This window comes from Streptococcus sp. 1001283B150225_161107_H12, assembly GCF_015552665.1.
GTDB lineage: Bacteria > Bacillota > Bacilli > Lactobacillales > Streptococcaceae > Streptococcus.
Genome location: NZ_JADNFC010000001.1, coordinates 68,873 through 85,150 on the forward strand (window position 1 = coordinate 68,873; position 16,278 = coordinate 85,150).

Here is a 16,278-nt window from a genome sequence, read left to right on the forward strand (position 1 = left end):
GAGAAAATTGAGTGGGGTTCAGGTGGTGTAACAGCCACCTGAACCTGGTATATAAAAAGGAGTTTTTATGGAATTTCATCGACAACAACGTTTTTCCATTCGTAAATATGCGGTTGGAGTTGCTTCCGTTTTAATCAGTATGGTCTTGATGGGATCAGTGGTTTCGGCCGATACTGTAACACCAGCACCATCCACAGTCGAGTCATCAGCCGTAGTACCTGATAGCACAGCGACAGATGAAAAGGGAATTGAGCCCAATACGGTTGCTAAGGAGGATACCCCTACTAGGCCGATAGAAGAAGTGCCTTCTACTGTCCATGTTCCGGCAGAGACTGATGGTAAGGACCAAACCAAGCAACCACAAATTACCTCTTCTGCTACTAGCGATTCTTCAAATGAGAAACCAAAAGAAGAGAAGACCTTGTCAGCTTCTGTTATGGCAAGTCCAACAGCTAATCCTGAGCTTGCTACGACGGACACTCCCAAGGAAGGAACGAAAGAAACTCTAGAGGATTCAAGTCCAGTTGAGGTCCTAGTTCGTCTGAAAGAAAAAGTTTCTGATGGGGTTGGAGAATCATCACCAGTCTCAAAAGAAGCGCGTATCGAACAAACCAACCAAGATCATGAACAATTTTTGAAAGAACTCGAAAAGCAATCCATTCAGTTCAAAAAATTGTATGACGTTAATTTGCTCTTTAATGGACTGGCTCTAGAGACGACTTATGGAGATGCTAAAAAGATTCGGGGACTAGCGCGTGTAGATGCCCTAGATTATGCTCCACTAGGTCGGACTAGAGTGGAGGAAAACCAGCCTGCTCCTGCATCACCGACTTCAACTAGGACCAAGGTCAGTGAAGAAAATAGTCTGATCAATTTACAGCCACTCTGGGATAAGGGGATTAAGGGTCAAGGTCAGGTTGTAGCGGTCATCGATTCGGGGGTCGACCCTGCCCACGATATTTTCCGTCTAACAGATATCAGCAAGGCCAAGTACAAGAGTGAAGCGGAAATTGAAGAGGCTAAGAAGAAGGCCGGCATCACTTACGGTAAATGGTACAACAATAAAGTCGTCTACGTTCACAACTATAGTGATATGGATGACAATGTTAAAGAAGATGATCCAATCTCTCACGGTGCCCACGTAGCTGGAACCGCTGTGGGAAATGCCTCCCAACCATCTCCAAATGGTGAGATTATCCGAGGTGTCGCTCCCGAAGCCCAGCTTATGTTTTTGCGTGTTTTCTCAGACACCAAGGGCGGGCAGGTGCAAAATTTCATCTACACTAAAGCAGTAGAAGACGCCGTCAAATTAGGGGCGGATTCCATCAACATGAGTTTGGGAACCGCATCAGGCTCGATTTATGATGTGGGAGAAATTACGCGCCAGGCCTTTGAGGCCGCAAGAAAGGCTGGAGTGACCATTACAGTTGCCTCTACCAATATGGCGACCAATGGCTTCTGGCACAGCAAACCACTTGCAAGCACACCGGATTATGGGATGACAGGAACCCCATCCGTCAATCCAAATGTCATCTCAGTCGCGTCTATTAATAGTCTGACTAAGCATGAGTCGACAGAAGCAAGCCTGACCGTAGAAGCCTTAAAAGGTTCCGTGGACTTTCCTGATGGTAAAATTCCGATGCACTCCTTTGTAGAACGCGATGCCTTTCGGACAACCATCCCTCAAAGTTATCTCCATGTGGAAAAGGGAGGAATCGACCACTACCAAGCTGATAGTATCAATGGGCACTTAGTCCTTACGGAGCGAGGTGGCGAAGTTTCGGATGTGGATAAGGTCAAAGAGCTCAAAAGAGCTGGTGCTACAGGGGTGATCTTCTACCAGACTAAGGAGCAGGGCAATAATCCTGTAAGCTTTGACTTAGAAGGGTTGGGGGAACGATTCCCAGTTGGGGTTATTGGCCACGATGCTGGAAGTGTCCTAGCACAACATGCCAAGGACTACCAGCTCCATATTGCCAACAAATTCAAACGGGTGCCGTACGACGCAGCCAATCAATTATCCGACTTCTCCTCTTGGGGGCTGTCAGCTGATGGCGACCTCAAACCGGATGTCACCCTTCCAGGAGGGATGATCTACTCATCTGTTAATAATGGAGAGTACTATATGGATAGGGGGACCAGTATGGCCTCTCCTCACGCAGCGGGTGCCACTGCACTGGTGAAACAAGCCTTGAAGGAGCGCTTCCCTCATCTCAGTCCAGAACAGTTACAAGTTCTTGTCAAACAGATGACCATGAGTACAGCTGTTCCGCATGTGGATGAGGAAACGCATGCCTATTCCTCTGTTCGTCAGCAAGGAGCAGGGGTTATGGATGTCACAGCTGCAGCACTAGGTGATCTCTATGTAACGGCGAAAGATGCTAAAAGTAGTCTGACACTAGGTAATGTCACAGATACTTTTGAGTTTGACGTGACCATCCACAATCTTTCCAATCAAGAGAAGTCTCTTCGTTATGAAACGACCCTTCAGACAGATCAAGTTCAAGATGGCAAATTCACCCTCCATCCTCGGCTATTAGAAACCATAGATGGCAAGGAAACCATTACTGTTCCAGCCAATGGTCAGCGGACCATCCATGTAACGGTTGATGCGAGCAAGTACAAGGAAGAGCTCAGCAAGCAAATGCCAAATGGTTATTTCTTAGAAGGGTTTGTACTGGTCAAAGATGCCAGCAACCAAAAACATCTGGTCAGCCTCCCTTATGTTGGCTTCCATGGAGATTATCAAAATCTGCGTGGCATTGAAAAGCCAATCTACGAATACACAGGTAGCGACAAGCCGTTTTATTACTACAAGGACAAGACGGATTATCCAGATGAAAAGGTCCCAGAAACGCCAGAGCGTCATCCAGACAATCACTTTACATCTTTGATCAGTTATGTCTATGAAAATGGAGAATCCGTAGCCAAAACTCTTGGCCAGGATGGGGATCGCTTTGATGGGGACCAACTTTACTTCTCTCCAAACAATGATTCCAGCTTTGATAGCATCAAGGTCAAAGCCGTCATGCTTCGCAATGTTGAAAATGTCCACCTATCAGTTTACAAGAAGGAGGACACAGCTCGTACTAACCCGATTTACGAGGTCGGAAATGAAGTCCACCGTAAGACAGACTGGAGTTACCGGATTGGGAATCGTAGCGAAGAGTTTTATGAAATCTCTTGGGAAGGTTTGGACAAAGACGGCAAGCAATTACCAGATGGAGAATACCAATTTGTGATCACCTACCGTCCAACTGCTTCAGGGGCTAAGAAACAAGAGCTTAACTTCAAGGTTAAGATTGACAATACGGCTCCAAGCATCGAGTCTGGAAGTGCTCAGTACAATCCAGCAACACGGATTTTCCGACCAGGTAAGGTGATTGAAACTGGTAGTGGACTAGCAGGGACTTATCTGTCCTACGTCAAAAATGGGGAAACCGTGGCCTTGGAACCCCAAGAGGACGGTAGCTATCTGCTTCCGGAAGGGGTGGACCCTTCTACTGTTCGCTATACCATCTGGGATAAGGTCTACAATACCACTGAGATGGACATCGAAGGAAAGAAAGTAGAGGCAACGACTTCGACGAATGAAGCCAGTTCAGATGAACAACCAGGCGAGACAGAGACTGAAAAACCAAAGGCTGAAAAGAGCACCTTGGAGGTGGTCTTCACAGATAGCAGTGGAGAAGTCATTTCGTATTATCCATCCGTCGTTCGTTATCAGGTAGTGGATGACCAAGGCCGTGTAGTAGAAGGAGAGTTCAATGCGTCCTACAATGCTGGCACCTTCCCAGACTTACCTTTTGGCACTTATACAGTGAAAATCACCTTGTCTGATTACCATTATGATTGGGGAACAGAGCTAGTGAAGAAGGTGACGGTTTCAGCCGAAAATCCACATCCGAAAGTGACCTTTGCCTTCCATTATTTAGATGAAAACAAACTCACTATTGGATTTAATCAGCCGGTTCCGACAGGAACAGTCGTAAAAGTGGTGGGGAATGATGGTATCAGTCGCCTTCTCCCACAAAGTATCTATGATTTGAAACGCTTTGAGACCATGTTGATGAACGGCTCCTATCGTGTTCATGTGGATCTCCCAGCGGGGTATCGTGCATCGGAAAATGATTTCCTTTATGAAGTGAGCAATCAAATCAATTTCCACCTTCTTTCTTTGGTCAAAGACGTTATCAAGCCAAACCCAGAGGTGCATAGTGGAGCGATTGTGGAACCATGGATTCAACCAGAAAATCCGACACTAGAGATACCGGAAACTCCAGTGACGCCTGTCCAACCAGCGGTATCCAAAGGCCCAGTTACCCCAGCTCAACCAACTACACCTGAAACGAAAGAAGTTGCAACAAACAAACCAGTCGCTGTTACCTATCATACAGGTGGTCAAGCAGAAGTAGCTGCTACATCAGCAACTGGTCTTCCAAAAACAGGTCAAGATGAATTGGCTTCAACAGTCCTTAGCCTCTTTGGCATGACCTCACTAGCTTTGGCAGGTTTTGTAGCAAGTAAAAAACGGCAAGATTAAGTCGTTCATGTATTAGGTTAATCAAAAAAACGTCCGTTTAATTTTAGAAACGGACGTTTTGAATGTTTTAAGCTGTTTTCTCCATCCAAACACTGCGGATAAAGAAGAGGCTGATGAGGGCGAGGGCTAGGAAGATCCCTGCAACATAATAGTAGGGTTGGTCGAGAGTTGTTGAACGACCAGAGAGGTTAACAATACCTCGGTAGAGGGCCCCCGCAGTTGCCGTAGCAACTGCTGAGTTCCAAAGATTGAGAGTGAGTCGAGAAAGGCCTTTTACCACTAGTTGCAGGGCCACTAGCAGGATGCCGCCGATCAAAGGAATCAAGAAAAGGTAGTGCATGAAGGCAGAGGTTTCGCCAAAACTAAAGTGTTCGTAGATGCGACTACCGACGAAGAAGAAAGCTGAAATCAGACTGTACCAGAGGATGGTCTTTTTCAACCGTTGTTTGATAGGATTAGTAACCGATGTAGACAATGTCACTCACCGCCCTTTCTGAGATAGTACCATTTGTTGTTGGTTTGTTAATAACTTGGCCATTGAAGTAAAGTGTAGAAGATCCACCCCCGTCTAGGTTGTAGGCTGTTTTAACGCCATAAGACTTCATCACTTCCGCTAATTGGTAGAGAGAAAGCCCTTCACTCTCAGAAGTCCGTCCGTCTGACACTACGATAATGTAGTGGTTTTCATCGATGATCCCAATCGCTGTCCGTGGATTAGACGCCATGGATTGTCCTACCTCTGAGTTCGTATCGACTGTAATTTCTCCATCTTCAACCAAGGAAGGTCCGAAGGCAAGGAGATTGACGACGCCATCTTCGACCAACTGATCCGCAGAGATTTCATCTTCGTAGATAACCTTGAAGGAACCATCTTTATAAATCGCCAGGTCGCCATTGCTAGAGTCTTCACGAACCGTATCACGGTAGACCACTCCATTTCGGATGACATAGCCGGTGCTATTAGCTCCATAGTAGTCTCCATTGACGGCTAGAATAGCATTGTTCTCAGCTGCAGTGACGGAAGTTTTAGCCGTCACATTGGTCCCATAGGTATTTTGCGCAAAAGCAGTTTTTAGATAGTCAGAAGAGCTAACCGTAATATCTGCAATGTAAACTTGGGTGTTTTCAACTGTTGTTTCTGTCAGGCTTACCTGGATATTGTTATCGGAGTAACTGGTATCTGTTGTAGTAGCAGAGGCTGCTGCCTCCTCAGCCGACTTGGTATCAGTGGTCGTAGCTTTGACTGTTTGGATAGCATCCGATAAGACAAAGGTCTTGAGCATAGAATAGCTGAAGGAGCTTGTTAGCAGGATGCCGAAACAAGCAGCATAGGTATAAGATTTTTTAAAGAATTTCATGAGTAGGTGCAGTCCTTTCCTTGAAAATGATTTTTTTCTGAATCAACCATGAGACGACGAAAAGCAAGAGTCCGACGATCACTTTGCTGAGGAGCAAATGGAGACCAAAGCTTGTATAGAAGAGTCGAATCAAGAGGGTATCGAGAATAAAGAGTCCAATCGCAAGTCCCAAGTAACCACTTCCGGTTCGAGCCACGCTGTCTTTGTTCTTAAAGACTAGATGTTTGTTGGTCGAGTAGTTAAAGATGGAGCTGGTCACACGAGCGATCCCGTTTGCAAGGAGGATCCGAAGACTAATCGGCACAGCCATCATCACGAAAAGGAAGAAGGCATAGACCAGGTAATCCACGATAAAGCTACTCAGGGAAGAGAGGGCAAACTTGAACATGTCCTTGTAGATCATGAGACCGTCGCGAATAGGACGGAAGTGGGACCCTTCATTGTCATTGATATAAACTGTTTTAATCGGAACTTCCAAGATGGGGAAGGCCTTGCTAGCTGCAAGAAGCACATTCATTTCGTACTCATACCGTTGTCCCTCGATATCTAACATAAAGGGGATCATGTTGGTTGTAAAGGCTCGAAGGCCAGTCTGCGTATCTGTCACAGCGACCCCTGTTTGTTGCTTGAACAAGAAGCGGGTCAATTTATTTCCGAAAGCAGAACGCAAAGGAACCTTGCCTGAAAAGGCGCGTGCCCCTAGAACCAATTGGTTCGGATTTTCTTGCGATTGATTGGCTACGCGGAAGATATCCCAAACCTTATGTTGACCATCAGCATCAGCTGTGATGACTGTTCCATATTGCCCTTGTTCTTGAATGTAGGTGTAGGCTGTTTTGAGAGCCCCTCCTTTTCCAAGGTTGGTTTCGTGGTGAAGGACTGTAGCTAGCCCGTCTAATTTTTCAAAAATCGCTTGGCAGTCCTCGGAACTACCATCGTCCACAACGATAATGGAGAAGTCACATTTTTCTATCAGTTTTTTTACCAGTTTGAGAAGTTTTTGATCGGGTTGATAAGCGGGGATGACTAAATAATTCATAACCGTTCCTCGTTTCTTGTTTGTGATGAAGGTAGTATAACGGCCCTTTCTTAAAGCTAACTGATATCAGTTTTCTTTAAGGAAAGGGAGAGATTTCCTTGTTGTAAAAAAGGAGAGAAAATAATAGAAGAAAAATAAAACTTTTCGAAAAGAATGTAGAGAAGGTATTTTTACTTGCCTTCTATCCCAAAGTCTGGTATAATAGTTTCTTGTGAGCAAACCTCACTTACCCCTTGCAAAGACTTGGGGTCATTAGACCAAAAGGAGGAACATATCAATGGCTAAATACGAAATTCTTTATATTATTCGTCCAAACATTGAAGAAGAAGCTAAAAACGCTTTGGTAGCACGCTTTGACTCTATCTTGACTGACAACGGTGCAACTGTTGTTGAATCAAAAGATTGGGAAAAACGTCGTCTTGCATACGAAATCCAAGATTTCCGTGAAGGACTTTACCACATCGTAAACGTTGAAGCGAACGACGATGCAGCTCTTAACGAGTTCGACCGTCTTTCAAAAATCAACGGTGACATTCTTCGTCACATGATCGTAAAAGTTGACGCGTAAGCCCTAACGAATAAAGAAGGTGACTAATGATTAACAATGTTGTACTTGTAGGTCGTATGACTCGAGATGCTGAACTTCGTTATACCCCTCAGAATCAGGCTGTTGCGACATTCTCACTCGCGGTTAACCGTAATTTTAAAAACCAAAATGGTGAACGAGATGCGGACTTTATCAACTGTGTGATTTGGCGTCAACAAGCTGAAAATTTAGCAAATTGGGCTAAAAAGGGTGCCTTAGTTGGGATTACAGGTCGTATCCAGACTCGTAATTATGAGAATCAGCAAGGTCAACGTGTTTATGTCACTGAAGTCGTAGCGGACAGCTTCCAATTGTTGGAAAGCCGCGCGAATCGTGAAGGACAAGCTGGTGGAGGTTATTCTTCAGCTGGAGGATTTGCAGGAAATGCAGCTCCAAGCTTTGGAGGATCTGAACCATCGAACGCAACACCAAACTTTGGACGTGATGACAATCCATTCGGTGCTAATCCAATGGACATCTCGGATGACGATCTACCATTCTAAGAATGGGTTTAACGAATTAAAACTATAAAGGAGAAATAAACATGGCTCAACAACGTCGTGGCGGATTCAAACGCCGTAAAAAAGTTGATTACATCGCAGCAAACAAAATTGAATATGTTGATTACAAAGATACTGAGCTTCTTAGCCGTTTCGTTTCAGAACGTGGGAAAATCCTTCCTCGTCGTGTAACTGGAACTTCAGCGAAGAACCAACGTAAAGTAACAACAGCTATCAAACGCGCTCGCGTAATGGCTTTGATGCCTTTCGTAAACGAAGATTAAAGAAAAGACCCTTACGGGTCTTTTTTTCACGAGCCTGGAAATGTAAGAGCGAGTTGAGGTCCAGTGGACCTCTTTTTCATGAGCTTGAAAACAAGAGAGCGAGTAAGACCCTTACGGGTCTTTTTTGCGAGCATAGAAATGTGATAGTGAGTTAGGTCCGTGTGAAGCTCTTTGCCCTTTCCCAAGCTCTAATTATGCTATAATGATGGGGAGAAAGGTATCAAGGAGCGCAACATGAAGGAAGGTGTAATCATCAGGAGGATGATAAAGGCAGATATTGAGCACATCTCTCAAGCCTTTATCCACCAAAGGTGGCCAGGTAGAGAGGATATCTTGACTAGCTATTTTCAAGAGCAGGAGAATAGAGAGAGGGACGTATTAGTAGCTGAGTCGGATGGATTTGTGGCAGGCTATATCACTATATTGCCTGCTGCCAAGCACGGCCCTTTCGTGGGAGTCTATCCTGAACTATCTGATTTTAATGTTTTTGAACCATTTAGAAATCGAGGGATTGGGAATCAACTCTTAGAGGAGGCAGAAAAAAGAGTCCGGCTACTATCAGAGATTGTTACTTTAGGGGTTGGTTTACACTCGGGTTATGGCCCAGCTCAAAGACTGTATGTCAAACGGGGCTATATCCCAGATGGATCTGGAGTTTGGTTTAGGGATCAGCCCTTGGCCCCTTACAGTTCTTGTGAAAACAATGATGACTTAGTCCTCTATTTTTCAAAAAGGTTGAACAGGGAAATACAGTAAAACAAAAACGGATGAAAACTTCATCCGTTTCTTTTTAGCGTCGTTGAGGTGCTGTATTGGCGCTCTTGATATTGTATTTTTTCTTCAAATAGTAGCGGAGGAGAAGAGCACCACCACCGAGTAAGAGCATGAACCAGTTTGGTACACGCGGATTGAGGAATTGTGGGAGCAAAGCAGTGACCATGAGAATCACAACCCAAAGAATCATGGCTAACATTAGGATAGGAAGTGACTTGGTTAAAGCAGGCCGTTTCATTCCTCGTTTAGAAACTTCGTAGTATTGGTAGAAGTAGTAATACATCAAATAGAGCACAACCCCACCAGCCAAGCTACCAAGAGTCAAAGTGAGGAGTCCATAAGTGGTTCCCTGAGGTGCAAAAAGGTTCATGAAGGCTGAAATGGCAGCAAAGAGACCAAAGACGAGAAGGAAAGAATCTGTGATCATGAGATGAGGAGCATCATTCTCTTTTGGATGCTCTTTTTCGTAGCGTTCCTGATCACTAAAAGCATTGGCCCAAACAGTTGGCGCTCCAAAGAGAGTTCGCGCCGTTACTCCTTTTGGTTGGTTTTCAAAGATAGCTGGAAGAATTTCTTCAATCAGGCTAGTAGCCTCTTCTTCTGTTTTGCCGTTTTCAATCAATTGGTGTTTAGCGATGCGAACGAATTCTTGATTCTTTTTACTTAATTGGGTCAAATCAAATTGAGACATAAATACTCCTTAGTGTTATTAGTAGGTGTTAGAACCATTTTTTATGGATGAGGTAGACAACGAGCGATCCGGTCATGGCAAAGGCAATAAAGATAATGAGCCAGAAAGCATTAGGTTCTCCGTTGAGGGGGAGATCATTGTTCTTAAAGTTCATGCCATAGGCCGAGAAAATCATAGTTGGGATGGACATGACAATGGTCACCATGGCCAAGGTTTTCATGATATTGTTCTGGTTGTTGGAGATGATCGATGCGAAGGTATCGGTCATAGAGTGGAGAATGTTTCCATAAATATCCGCCATCTCAATGGCCTGTTGAGTTTCAATCAAGGTATCTTCCAAGAGATCCTCGTCTTCCAGGTATTTCTTGATGTTACTAGTGGCACTGGTCAATTTCTTGATCACGCGCTCATTAGTTTTCAGAGAGGCCTTAAAGTAGACGATGGTCTTTTCCAGCTCCATCAGTTCAATCAGTTCTTCGTTTCGAGTCGACTTGTGCAGTTGACTTTCAATCTGTTCACTCTTACGATCCAGGGTACGAAGTGCGGTCAAGTAGAGCTCGGCATTTCGATAAAGGATCTGAAAGATGAAGCGGGATCGCATGAAGGTATAGAAATTCCGCAAGCGACGATTGATAAAGGTGTCTAGGAGAGGCAACTCTTCCAAGCAAGTGGTGATGATAGCCTCTTCTGTTAGGATGATTCCCAAAGGGATGGTGACATAGTAGGTCTGATTGTTACGCTCTTCCTTGATGGGAACGTCTACGATGATCAAGGTATACTCATCTTCAATGGTCATACGAGACATTTCTTCCGCATCGAGTGGTGCCCGTAAGTCGGCAATATCAATATTAAAAGCAGAGGCGATTTCCATCGATTCACTTTGGGAAGGATTGACAAGGTTGATCCAGCTACCGGGTTCCAGTGTCTCTATTTCTTTAAATTCAGTCGTTGTCGATAAAAAGACCTGTTTCATGGTGCCTCCCCTTGTTTTTTTACACCTTAACATTATAACAGAAAAAGCACGCTTTTGGATAAAAGAATGCTGAAAAATTTGATATAATGAAGGATAAATAAATTGATGAAAAGTGGAAGAAATGCTCGATAAAATTGTCATTCATGGAGCGCGTGCTCATAATTTAAAAAATATTGATGTTGAAATCCCTCGAGATAAGCTGGTCGTGGTCACTGGTCTATCAGGTTCTGGGAAATCGAGCTTAGCCTTTGACACTCTCTATGCGGAAGGACAAAGACGTTATGTAGAGAGTCTGTCAGCCTATGCTCGTCAGTTTTTAGGAAATATGGAAAAACCCGATGTGGACTCGATTGATGGCTTAAGTCCAGCCATCTCCATTGACCAAAAAACAACCAGCAAAAATCCGCGGTCAACGGTTGGAACGACTACTGAAATCAACGATTATTTACGTCTTCTCTATGCTCGTGTGGGGACTCCTTACTGTATCAATGGGCATGGAGCGATTACGGCTTCTTCGGTCGAGCAGATCGTTGACCAAGTTTTGGAATTGCCGGAGCGCCAACGCCTGCAAATTTTAGCGCCCATTGTTCGTAAGAAAAAAGGCCAGCATAAGAATATCATCGAAAAGGTGCAAAAAGACGGCTATGTCCGGGTGCGGGTGGATGGCGAGATTTTTGATGTGACAGAGGTCCCAGAATTATCCAAAAGCCAACAGCACACAATTGAGGTTGTCGTAGACCGGATTGTCATCAAAGATGGCATTCGTTCCCGTCTCTTTGATTCTGTCGAAGCGGCCCTTCGGATCGCAGATGGCTACGTGGTCATCGATACCATGGATGAAAATGAATTGCTCTTTTCAGAGCACTACGCTTGCCCGGTTTGTGGCTTTACCGTCCCTGAGTTGGAACCTCGTCTCTTTTCATTTAATGCCCCCTTTGGCTCTTGTCCAGATTGTGATGGACTAGGGATCAAGCTAGAGGTGGACTTGGATTTGGTTGTTCCAGATGCTAGCAAGACTCTCCGTGAAGGAGCACTAGCACCATGGAATCCGATTTCTTCTAACTACTATCCTCAGATGTTGGAGCAGGCCATGATCCAGTTTGGGATTGATATGGACAAGCCCTTTGAAGACTTGTCTCCAGAAGAGCGGCACTTGGTTTTCTATGGTTCTGAGGGCAAGGAATTCCATTTCCATTATGAGAATGAATTTGGTGGGGTTCGAGATATTGACATTCCTTTTGAAGGGGTCGTTACCAACATCAATCGCCGCTACCACGAAACCTCTAGCGACTTTACTCGCAATCAGATGTTGTCCTACATGAATGAATTGACTTGTGCTACCTGCCATGGTTATCGCTTGAATGACCAGGCCTTGTCTGTCCGAGTAGGAGGAGAGAAGGGGCTACATATCGGGCAGATCTCGGACTTGTCCATTGAGGACCATCTTAAGTTGGTAGCTGATCTAAAATTAACCAAGAATGAGGAGACCATTGCGCGACCGATTCTCAAAGAAGTCAAGGATCGTTTGACCTTCCTGAACAATGTTGGCTTGAGCTATCTGACCCTGTCTCGCTCGGCCGGGACTCTATCAGGGGGAGAGAGTCAGCGGATTCGCTTGGCGACCCAGATCGGATCCAACCTCTCAGGTGTCCTCTATATCCTGGATGAGCCTTCGATCGGTCTTCATCAACGGGACAATGATCGCTTGATTGCTAGCCTCAAGAAGATGCGTGATTTGGGCAATACCTTGATCGTTGTCGAACACGATGAGGATACCATGAGAGAGGCTGATTACCTGATCGACGTCGGTCCAGGAGCCGGTGTCTTTGGAGGCGAGATTGTTGCGGCTGGAACGCCTAAGCAGGTAGCCCGCAATAGCAAATCCATCACTGGTCAGTACCTCTCTGGAAAACGGGCTATCCCTGTACCAACGGAACGACGGGTGGGCAACGGTCGCTTTATCGAATTGACAGGGGCTGCTGAAAATAACTTAAAAGAGGTGACCGCACGCTTCCCGCTGGGCAAGTTCATTGCTGTTACTGGCGTTTCTGGATCAGGGAAGTCAACCTTAGTCAACAGTATTTTGAAAAAAACGCTGGCGCAAAAGTTGAACCGCAATTCAGAGAAACCCGGGAAATACAAAACCATTTCAGGTGTCGAGCACATTGATCGACTGATTGATATCGACCAAAGTCCGATTGGCCGCACTCCACGCTCCAATCCGGCTACCTATACAGGTGTATTTGACGACATTCGTGACCTCTTTGCCCAAACCAATGAAGCCAAGATTAGAGGCTATAAAAAAGGCCGCTTTAGTTTCAACGTCAAAGGAGGCCGGTGTGAGGCCTGTTCGGGAGATGGGATTATCAAGATTGAGATGCATTTCCTACCGGATGTCTATGTACCGTGTGAAGTCTGTCATGGACGACGCTACAATAGTGAAACCCTAGAAGTTCACTATAAAGAAAAAAATATCTCCCAGATTTTGGACATGACCGTCAATGATGCGGTGGATTTCTTTAAACATATTCCAAAGATTAATCGCAAATTACAAACCATCAAGGATGTCGGCTTGGGCTATGTGACCCTGGGACAGCCGGCAACGACGCTTTCTGGTGGAGAAGCCCAGCGGATGAAGTTGGCTTCAGAGCTTCATAAGCGCTCAACTGGCAAGTCCTTCTATATCTTGGATGAGCCGACAACAGGACTTCATACAGAGGATATCTCTCGTTTGCTCAAGGTTTTGGAACGCTTTGTGGACGATGGCAATACCGTTTTGGTTATTGAGCACAACTTAGATGTCATTAAGACAGCGGACCATATCATCGACTTAGGACCAGAAGGTGGTGTCGGTGGTGGTACCATTATTGCGACAGGAACACCAGAAGAAGTAGCCAGCAACCCAGCTAGCTTTACAGGACAGTATTTGAAAGGGAAATTACAATGAACCAACGAATTACAAATCTACGAACTAAAATGAAGGCACAGGATTTAAAAGCTGTCCTCATTAACAACTTGAAAAATGTCTACTATTTGACAGGTTTCTGGGGATCAAATGGGACTGTTTTGGTGACAGAAGAGCGCGTGGTCCTCTTCACCGATTCGCGCTATACCATTCATGCCCATGCGACTTGTTTCCCCTTTGTTGAGATTGTTGAAACCCGCAATGAATTGGAAGAAGCGGCAAAAATTGTCAAAGACGCAGCGATCCAAGAACTTGGCTTTGAGGATGAGATCACAGTTGCCTATCATACTCGTCTGGCGACAGTTTTCTCAGGAGTCTCTCTAAGAGCCTTGTCTGATTTTGTGATGGAGTTTCGTTTGATTAAGGATGAGACAGAAGTGGCAACCATCCGCAAGGCCTGCAGTATTTCAGATCAAGCCTTCCTAGATGTGCTGGAGTTTATCAAGGTTGGTCGAACAACAGAGTTAGAAGCGGCAACTTTCCTGGATTTCAGAATGCGGGAATTGGGAGCGTCAGGTGTATCCTTTGATATCATCTCCGCTGCGGGAGAGCGCTCTGCTATGCCCCATGCGACTCCAAGTGATCGCATCATCTCTGCTGGGGATGCCTTGACCTTGGACTTTGGCTGTCTCTACAACCATTACGTCAGTGATATGACCCGGACCATTTATGCAGGTCATGTCAGCGACAAGGAAAGAGAAATTTACGAAACGGTCTTGAAAGCCAACCAAGCTCTCATTTCTGAAGCCAAGGCTGGACTCGGTTTCCGTGATTTTGATAAAATTCCTCGGGATATTATTGAGGCTGCAGGATACGGTCAGTACTTTACTCATGGAATTGGCCATGGAATTGGCTTGGACATCCATGAAGAGCCTTATTTCAGTCAAACTTCAAAAGAAGTTATCAAGGCGGGGATGGTTTTGACAGATGAGCCAGGGATCTACATTGAAGGCTTATCTGGTGTCCGGATTGAAGATGATCTCCTGATTACGGAAACTGGCTGTGAAGTCTTGACCTTGGCACCGAAAGAATTGATTGTGATCTAAGGAAATTTGCAGAGACAGATTTGAGAAATCTGAGCATTTGTGATAAAATAAAGAGTAATATATTTTTAAAAAGAGGTATGAAAACATGATTGAAGCAAGTAAGTTGAAAGCTGGTATGACCTTTGAAACAGCTGATGGAAAATTGATCCGCGTTTTGGAAGCTAGCCACCACAAACCAGGTAAAGGAAACACCATCATGCGTATGAAATTGCGTGATGTACGTACTGGTTCAACTTTTGATACAAGCTACCGTCCAGAAGAAAAATTTGAGCAAGCTATTATTGAAACAGTACCAGCTCAATATTTGTATAAAATGGATGATACAGCTTACTTCATGAATACTGAAACATACGACCAATATGAAATTCCTGTTGCCAATGTTGAGAACGAATTGCTTTACATCCTTGAAAACTCAGAAGTGAAAATCCAATTCTATGGAAACGAAGTGATTGGGGTGACTGTTCCTACAACTGTTGAATTGACAGTTGCTGAAACTCAACCATCTATTAAAGGTGCTACAGTTACAGGTTCTGGTAAACCAGCTACAATGGAAACAGGTCTTGTGGTTAACGTTCCAGACTTCATCGAAGCAGGACAAAAATTGATTATCAATACAGCTGAAGGAACTTACGTTTCTCGTGCCTAATCAGCTCTAAAATAGGTCTGATAGAAAGGAACTTCTATGGCAACTGAACAATACGGCGAAATCGTCATTGCACCTCGTGTGCTAGAAAAAATTATTGCGATTGCGACTGCAAAAGTAGATGGTGTTCATTCTCTTGAAAACAAGAGTGTATCGGATAGCCTTTCAAAACGTGCTCTTGGTCGTGGGGTTTACCTTCGTACACAAGAAGATGGTCAAATCTCTGTTGATATTTACCTCTATCTAGAGTATGGTGTGGCAGTCCCTAAAGTAGCGGTTGCAATCCAAAAAGCAGTAAAAACAGCTGTCTACAATATGGCGGATGTCACATTGGATGATGTCAACATCCATGTAGTTGGAATCGTGACTGAAAAAGCAGCGAAACCTGATTTGAAAGATTTGTTTAATGAGGATTTCCTCAATGACTGATATTTTATTTGAATCACGTCGTGATCTACGGGAGCGTGCCTTTCAAGCTCTGATGAGTTTAGAGTATGAAGGGGATGTTGTAGAAGCGTGTCGATTTGCTTTTACTCATGACAAAGAGGAAACAGACCAGGAAGTGGAAATTCCAGCTTTTCTCCTCAATTTGGTATCGGGTGTTCGTCAATCAAAGGATGAATTGGATCAACAGATTGCCCAACACTTGAAAACTGGCTGGACCGTAGAACGCTTGACTCTAGTGGAGAAAAACATTCTTCGCTTGGGTGTGTTTGAAATGACTTCCTTTGATACACCTCAATTGGTTGCGGTGAATGAAGCAATTGAATTAGCAAAAACTTTTTCAGATGAGAAATCTGCTCGGTTTGTGAATGGTGTCTTAAGCCAATTTGTGACGGAAGCAGAATAAAAAAGAAGCTACCTAAAAGGTGGCTT

15 protein-coding genes are annotated in these 16,278 nt (G+C 44.6%); 10 read left to right on the forward strand and 5 right to left on the reverse strand.

From position 1 onward, the window contains the following. Window positions 1–67: 67 nt before the first annotated feature. Window positions 68–4,543 carry an SGO_0316/SGO_0317 family LPXTG-anchored serine peptidase gene (locus I2C87_RS00270; protein ID WP_195323633.1) on the forward strand — a complete coding sequence of 1,492 codons (4,476 nt, stop codon included), beginning with the start codon at window positions 68–70 and terminating at the stop codon, window positions 4,541–4,543. 67 nt (window positions 4,544–4,610) lie between these two features. Here the strand turns inward: I2C87_RS00270 and I2C87_RS00275 are convergent, their stop codons facing one another. Genes I2C87_RS00275 through I2C87_RS00285 form a run of 3 tightly spaced genes read right to left on the reverse strand, consistent with a single transcriptional unit; the run spans window position 4,611 to window position 6,940 of the window. Further along, window positions 4,611–5,018 (reverse strand): hypothetical protein, encoded by a 408-nt coding sequence (locus tag I2C87_RS00275; protein ID WP_048716595.1) that lies wholly within the window; start codon window positions 5,016–5,018, stop codon window positions 4,611–4,613. Further along, a complete protein-coding gene (locus I2C87_RS00280) occupies window positions 4,999–5,901 on the reverse strand; it encodes a phosphodiester glycosidase family protein (protein ID WP_195323634.1) in 903 nt (300 codons plus the stop codon). Before I2C87_RS00280 ends, I2C87_RS00275 begins: the two co-directional genes overlap by 20 nt. After that, the gene (locus I2C87_RS00285; RefSeq protein ID WP_195323635.1) at window positions 5,888–6,940 is read right to left on the reverse strand and encodes a bifunctional glycosyltransferase family 2/GtrA family protein; all 1,053 of its coding nucleotides are present in this window, start codon (window positions 6,938–6,940) and stop codon (window positions 5,888–5,890) included. Before I2C87_RS00285 ends, I2C87_RS00280 begins: the two co-directional genes overlap by 14 nt. A gap of 277 nt (window positions 6,941–7,217) precedes the next feature. On the opposite strand from I2C87_RS00285, the gene rpsF reads away from it, so the two are divergent. The 4 genes from rpsF (at window position 7,218) to I2C87_RS00305 (ending at window position 9,066) form a co-directional block, all read left to right on the forward strand. Further along, a complete protein-coding gene (gene rpsF, locus I2C87_RS00290; protein WP_006595679.1) occupies window positions 7,218–7,508 on the forward strand; it encodes a 30S ribosomal protein S6 in 291 nt (96 codons plus the stop codon). Window positions 7,509–7,534: 26 nt separating this feature from the next. Beyond that, window positions 7,535–8,029, forward strand: coding sequence for a single-stranded DNA-binding protein (locus I2C87_RS00295; protein ID WP_129270085.1), 495 nt, complete (start codon window positions 7,535–7,537; stop codon window positions 8,027–8,029). Between the two features lie 41 nt (window positions 8,030–8,070). After that, complete coding sequence (gene rpsR, locus I2C87_RS00300; RefSeq protein WP_000068664.1) at window positions 8,071–8,310, forward strand: 30S ribosomal protein S18; 240 nt, start codon at window positions 8,071–8,073, stop codon at window positions 8,308–8,310. Window positions 8,311–8,544: 234 nt separating this feature from the next. Then, window positions 8,545–9,066, forward strand: coding sequence for a GNAT family N-acetyltransferase (locus I2C87_RS00305; protein ID WP_129270087.1), 522 nt, complete (start codon window positions 8,545–8,547; stop codon window positions 9,064–9,066). Between the two features lie 34 nt (window positions 9,067–9,100). Here the strand turns inward: I2C87_RS00305 and I2C87_RS00310 are convergent, their stop codons facing one another. Both I2C87_RS00310 and I2C87_RS00315 read right to left on the reverse strand, forming a co-directional pair. Then, on the reverse strand, window positions 9,101–9,775 hold the full coding sequence (locus I2C87_RS00310) for a DUF1129 family protein (RefSeq protein ID WP_129270089.1): 675 nt from the start codon (window positions 9,773–9,775) through the stop codon (window positions 9,101–9,103). 28 nt (window positions 9,776–9,803) lie between these two features. Further along, window positions 9,804–10,748, reverse strand: a complete 945-nt coding sequence (locus I2C87_RS00315; protein ID WP_006597173.1) for a magnesium transporter CorA family protein — start codon at window positions 10,746–10,748, stop codon at window positions 9,804–9,806. A gap of 121 nt (window positions 10,749–10,869) precedes the next feature. Here I2C87_RS00315 and uvrA point away from each other — a divergent pair, with 121 nt between their 5' ends. The 5 genes from uvrA (at window position 10,870) to nusB (ending at window position 16,252) form a co-directional block, all read left to right on the forward strand. Then, window positions 10,870–13,695 carry an excinuclease ABC subunit UvrA gene (gene uvrA / locus I2C87_RS00320; protein WP_195323636.1) on the forward strand — a complete coding sequence of 942 codons (2,826 nt, stop codon included), beginning with the start codon at window positions 10,870–10,872 and terminating at the stop codon, window positions 13,693–13,695. Continuing rightward, the gene (locus tag I2C87_RS00325; RefSeq protein ID WP_048716421.1) at window positions 13,692–14,759 is read left to right on the forward strand and encodes a M24 family metallopeptidase; all 1,068 of its coding nucleotides are present in this window, start codon (window positions 13,692–13,694) and stop codon (window positions 14,757–14,759) included. Before uvrA ends, I2C87_RS00325 begins: the two co-directional genes overlap by 4 nt. Window positions 14,760–14,844: 85 nt before the next feature. Further along, the gene (gene efp / locus I2C87_RS00330) at window positions 14,845–15,405 is read left to right on the forward strand and encodes an elongation factor P (protein ID WP_023024254.1); all 561 of its coding nucleotides are present in this window, start codon (window positions 14,845–14,847) and stop codon (window positions 15,403–15,405) included. Between the two features lie 36 nt (window positions 15,406–15,441). Further along, on the forward strand, window positions 15,442–15,831 hold the full coding sequence (locus I2C87_RS00335) for an Asp23/Gls24 family envelope stress response protein (RefSeq protein WP_006595687.1): 390 nt from the start codon (window positions 15,442–15,444) through the stop codon (window positions 15,829–15,831). After that, entirely contained in the window at window positions 15,824–16,252 is a 429-nt protein-coding gene (gene nusB / locus I2C87_RS00340; protein ID WP_023024252.1) for a transcription antitermination factor NusB, read from the forward strand. The genes I2C87_RS00335 and nusB overlap by 8 nt, the downstream gene beginning before the upstream one ends. The last annotated feature ends 26 nt before the right edge of the window (window positions 16,253–16,278 follow it).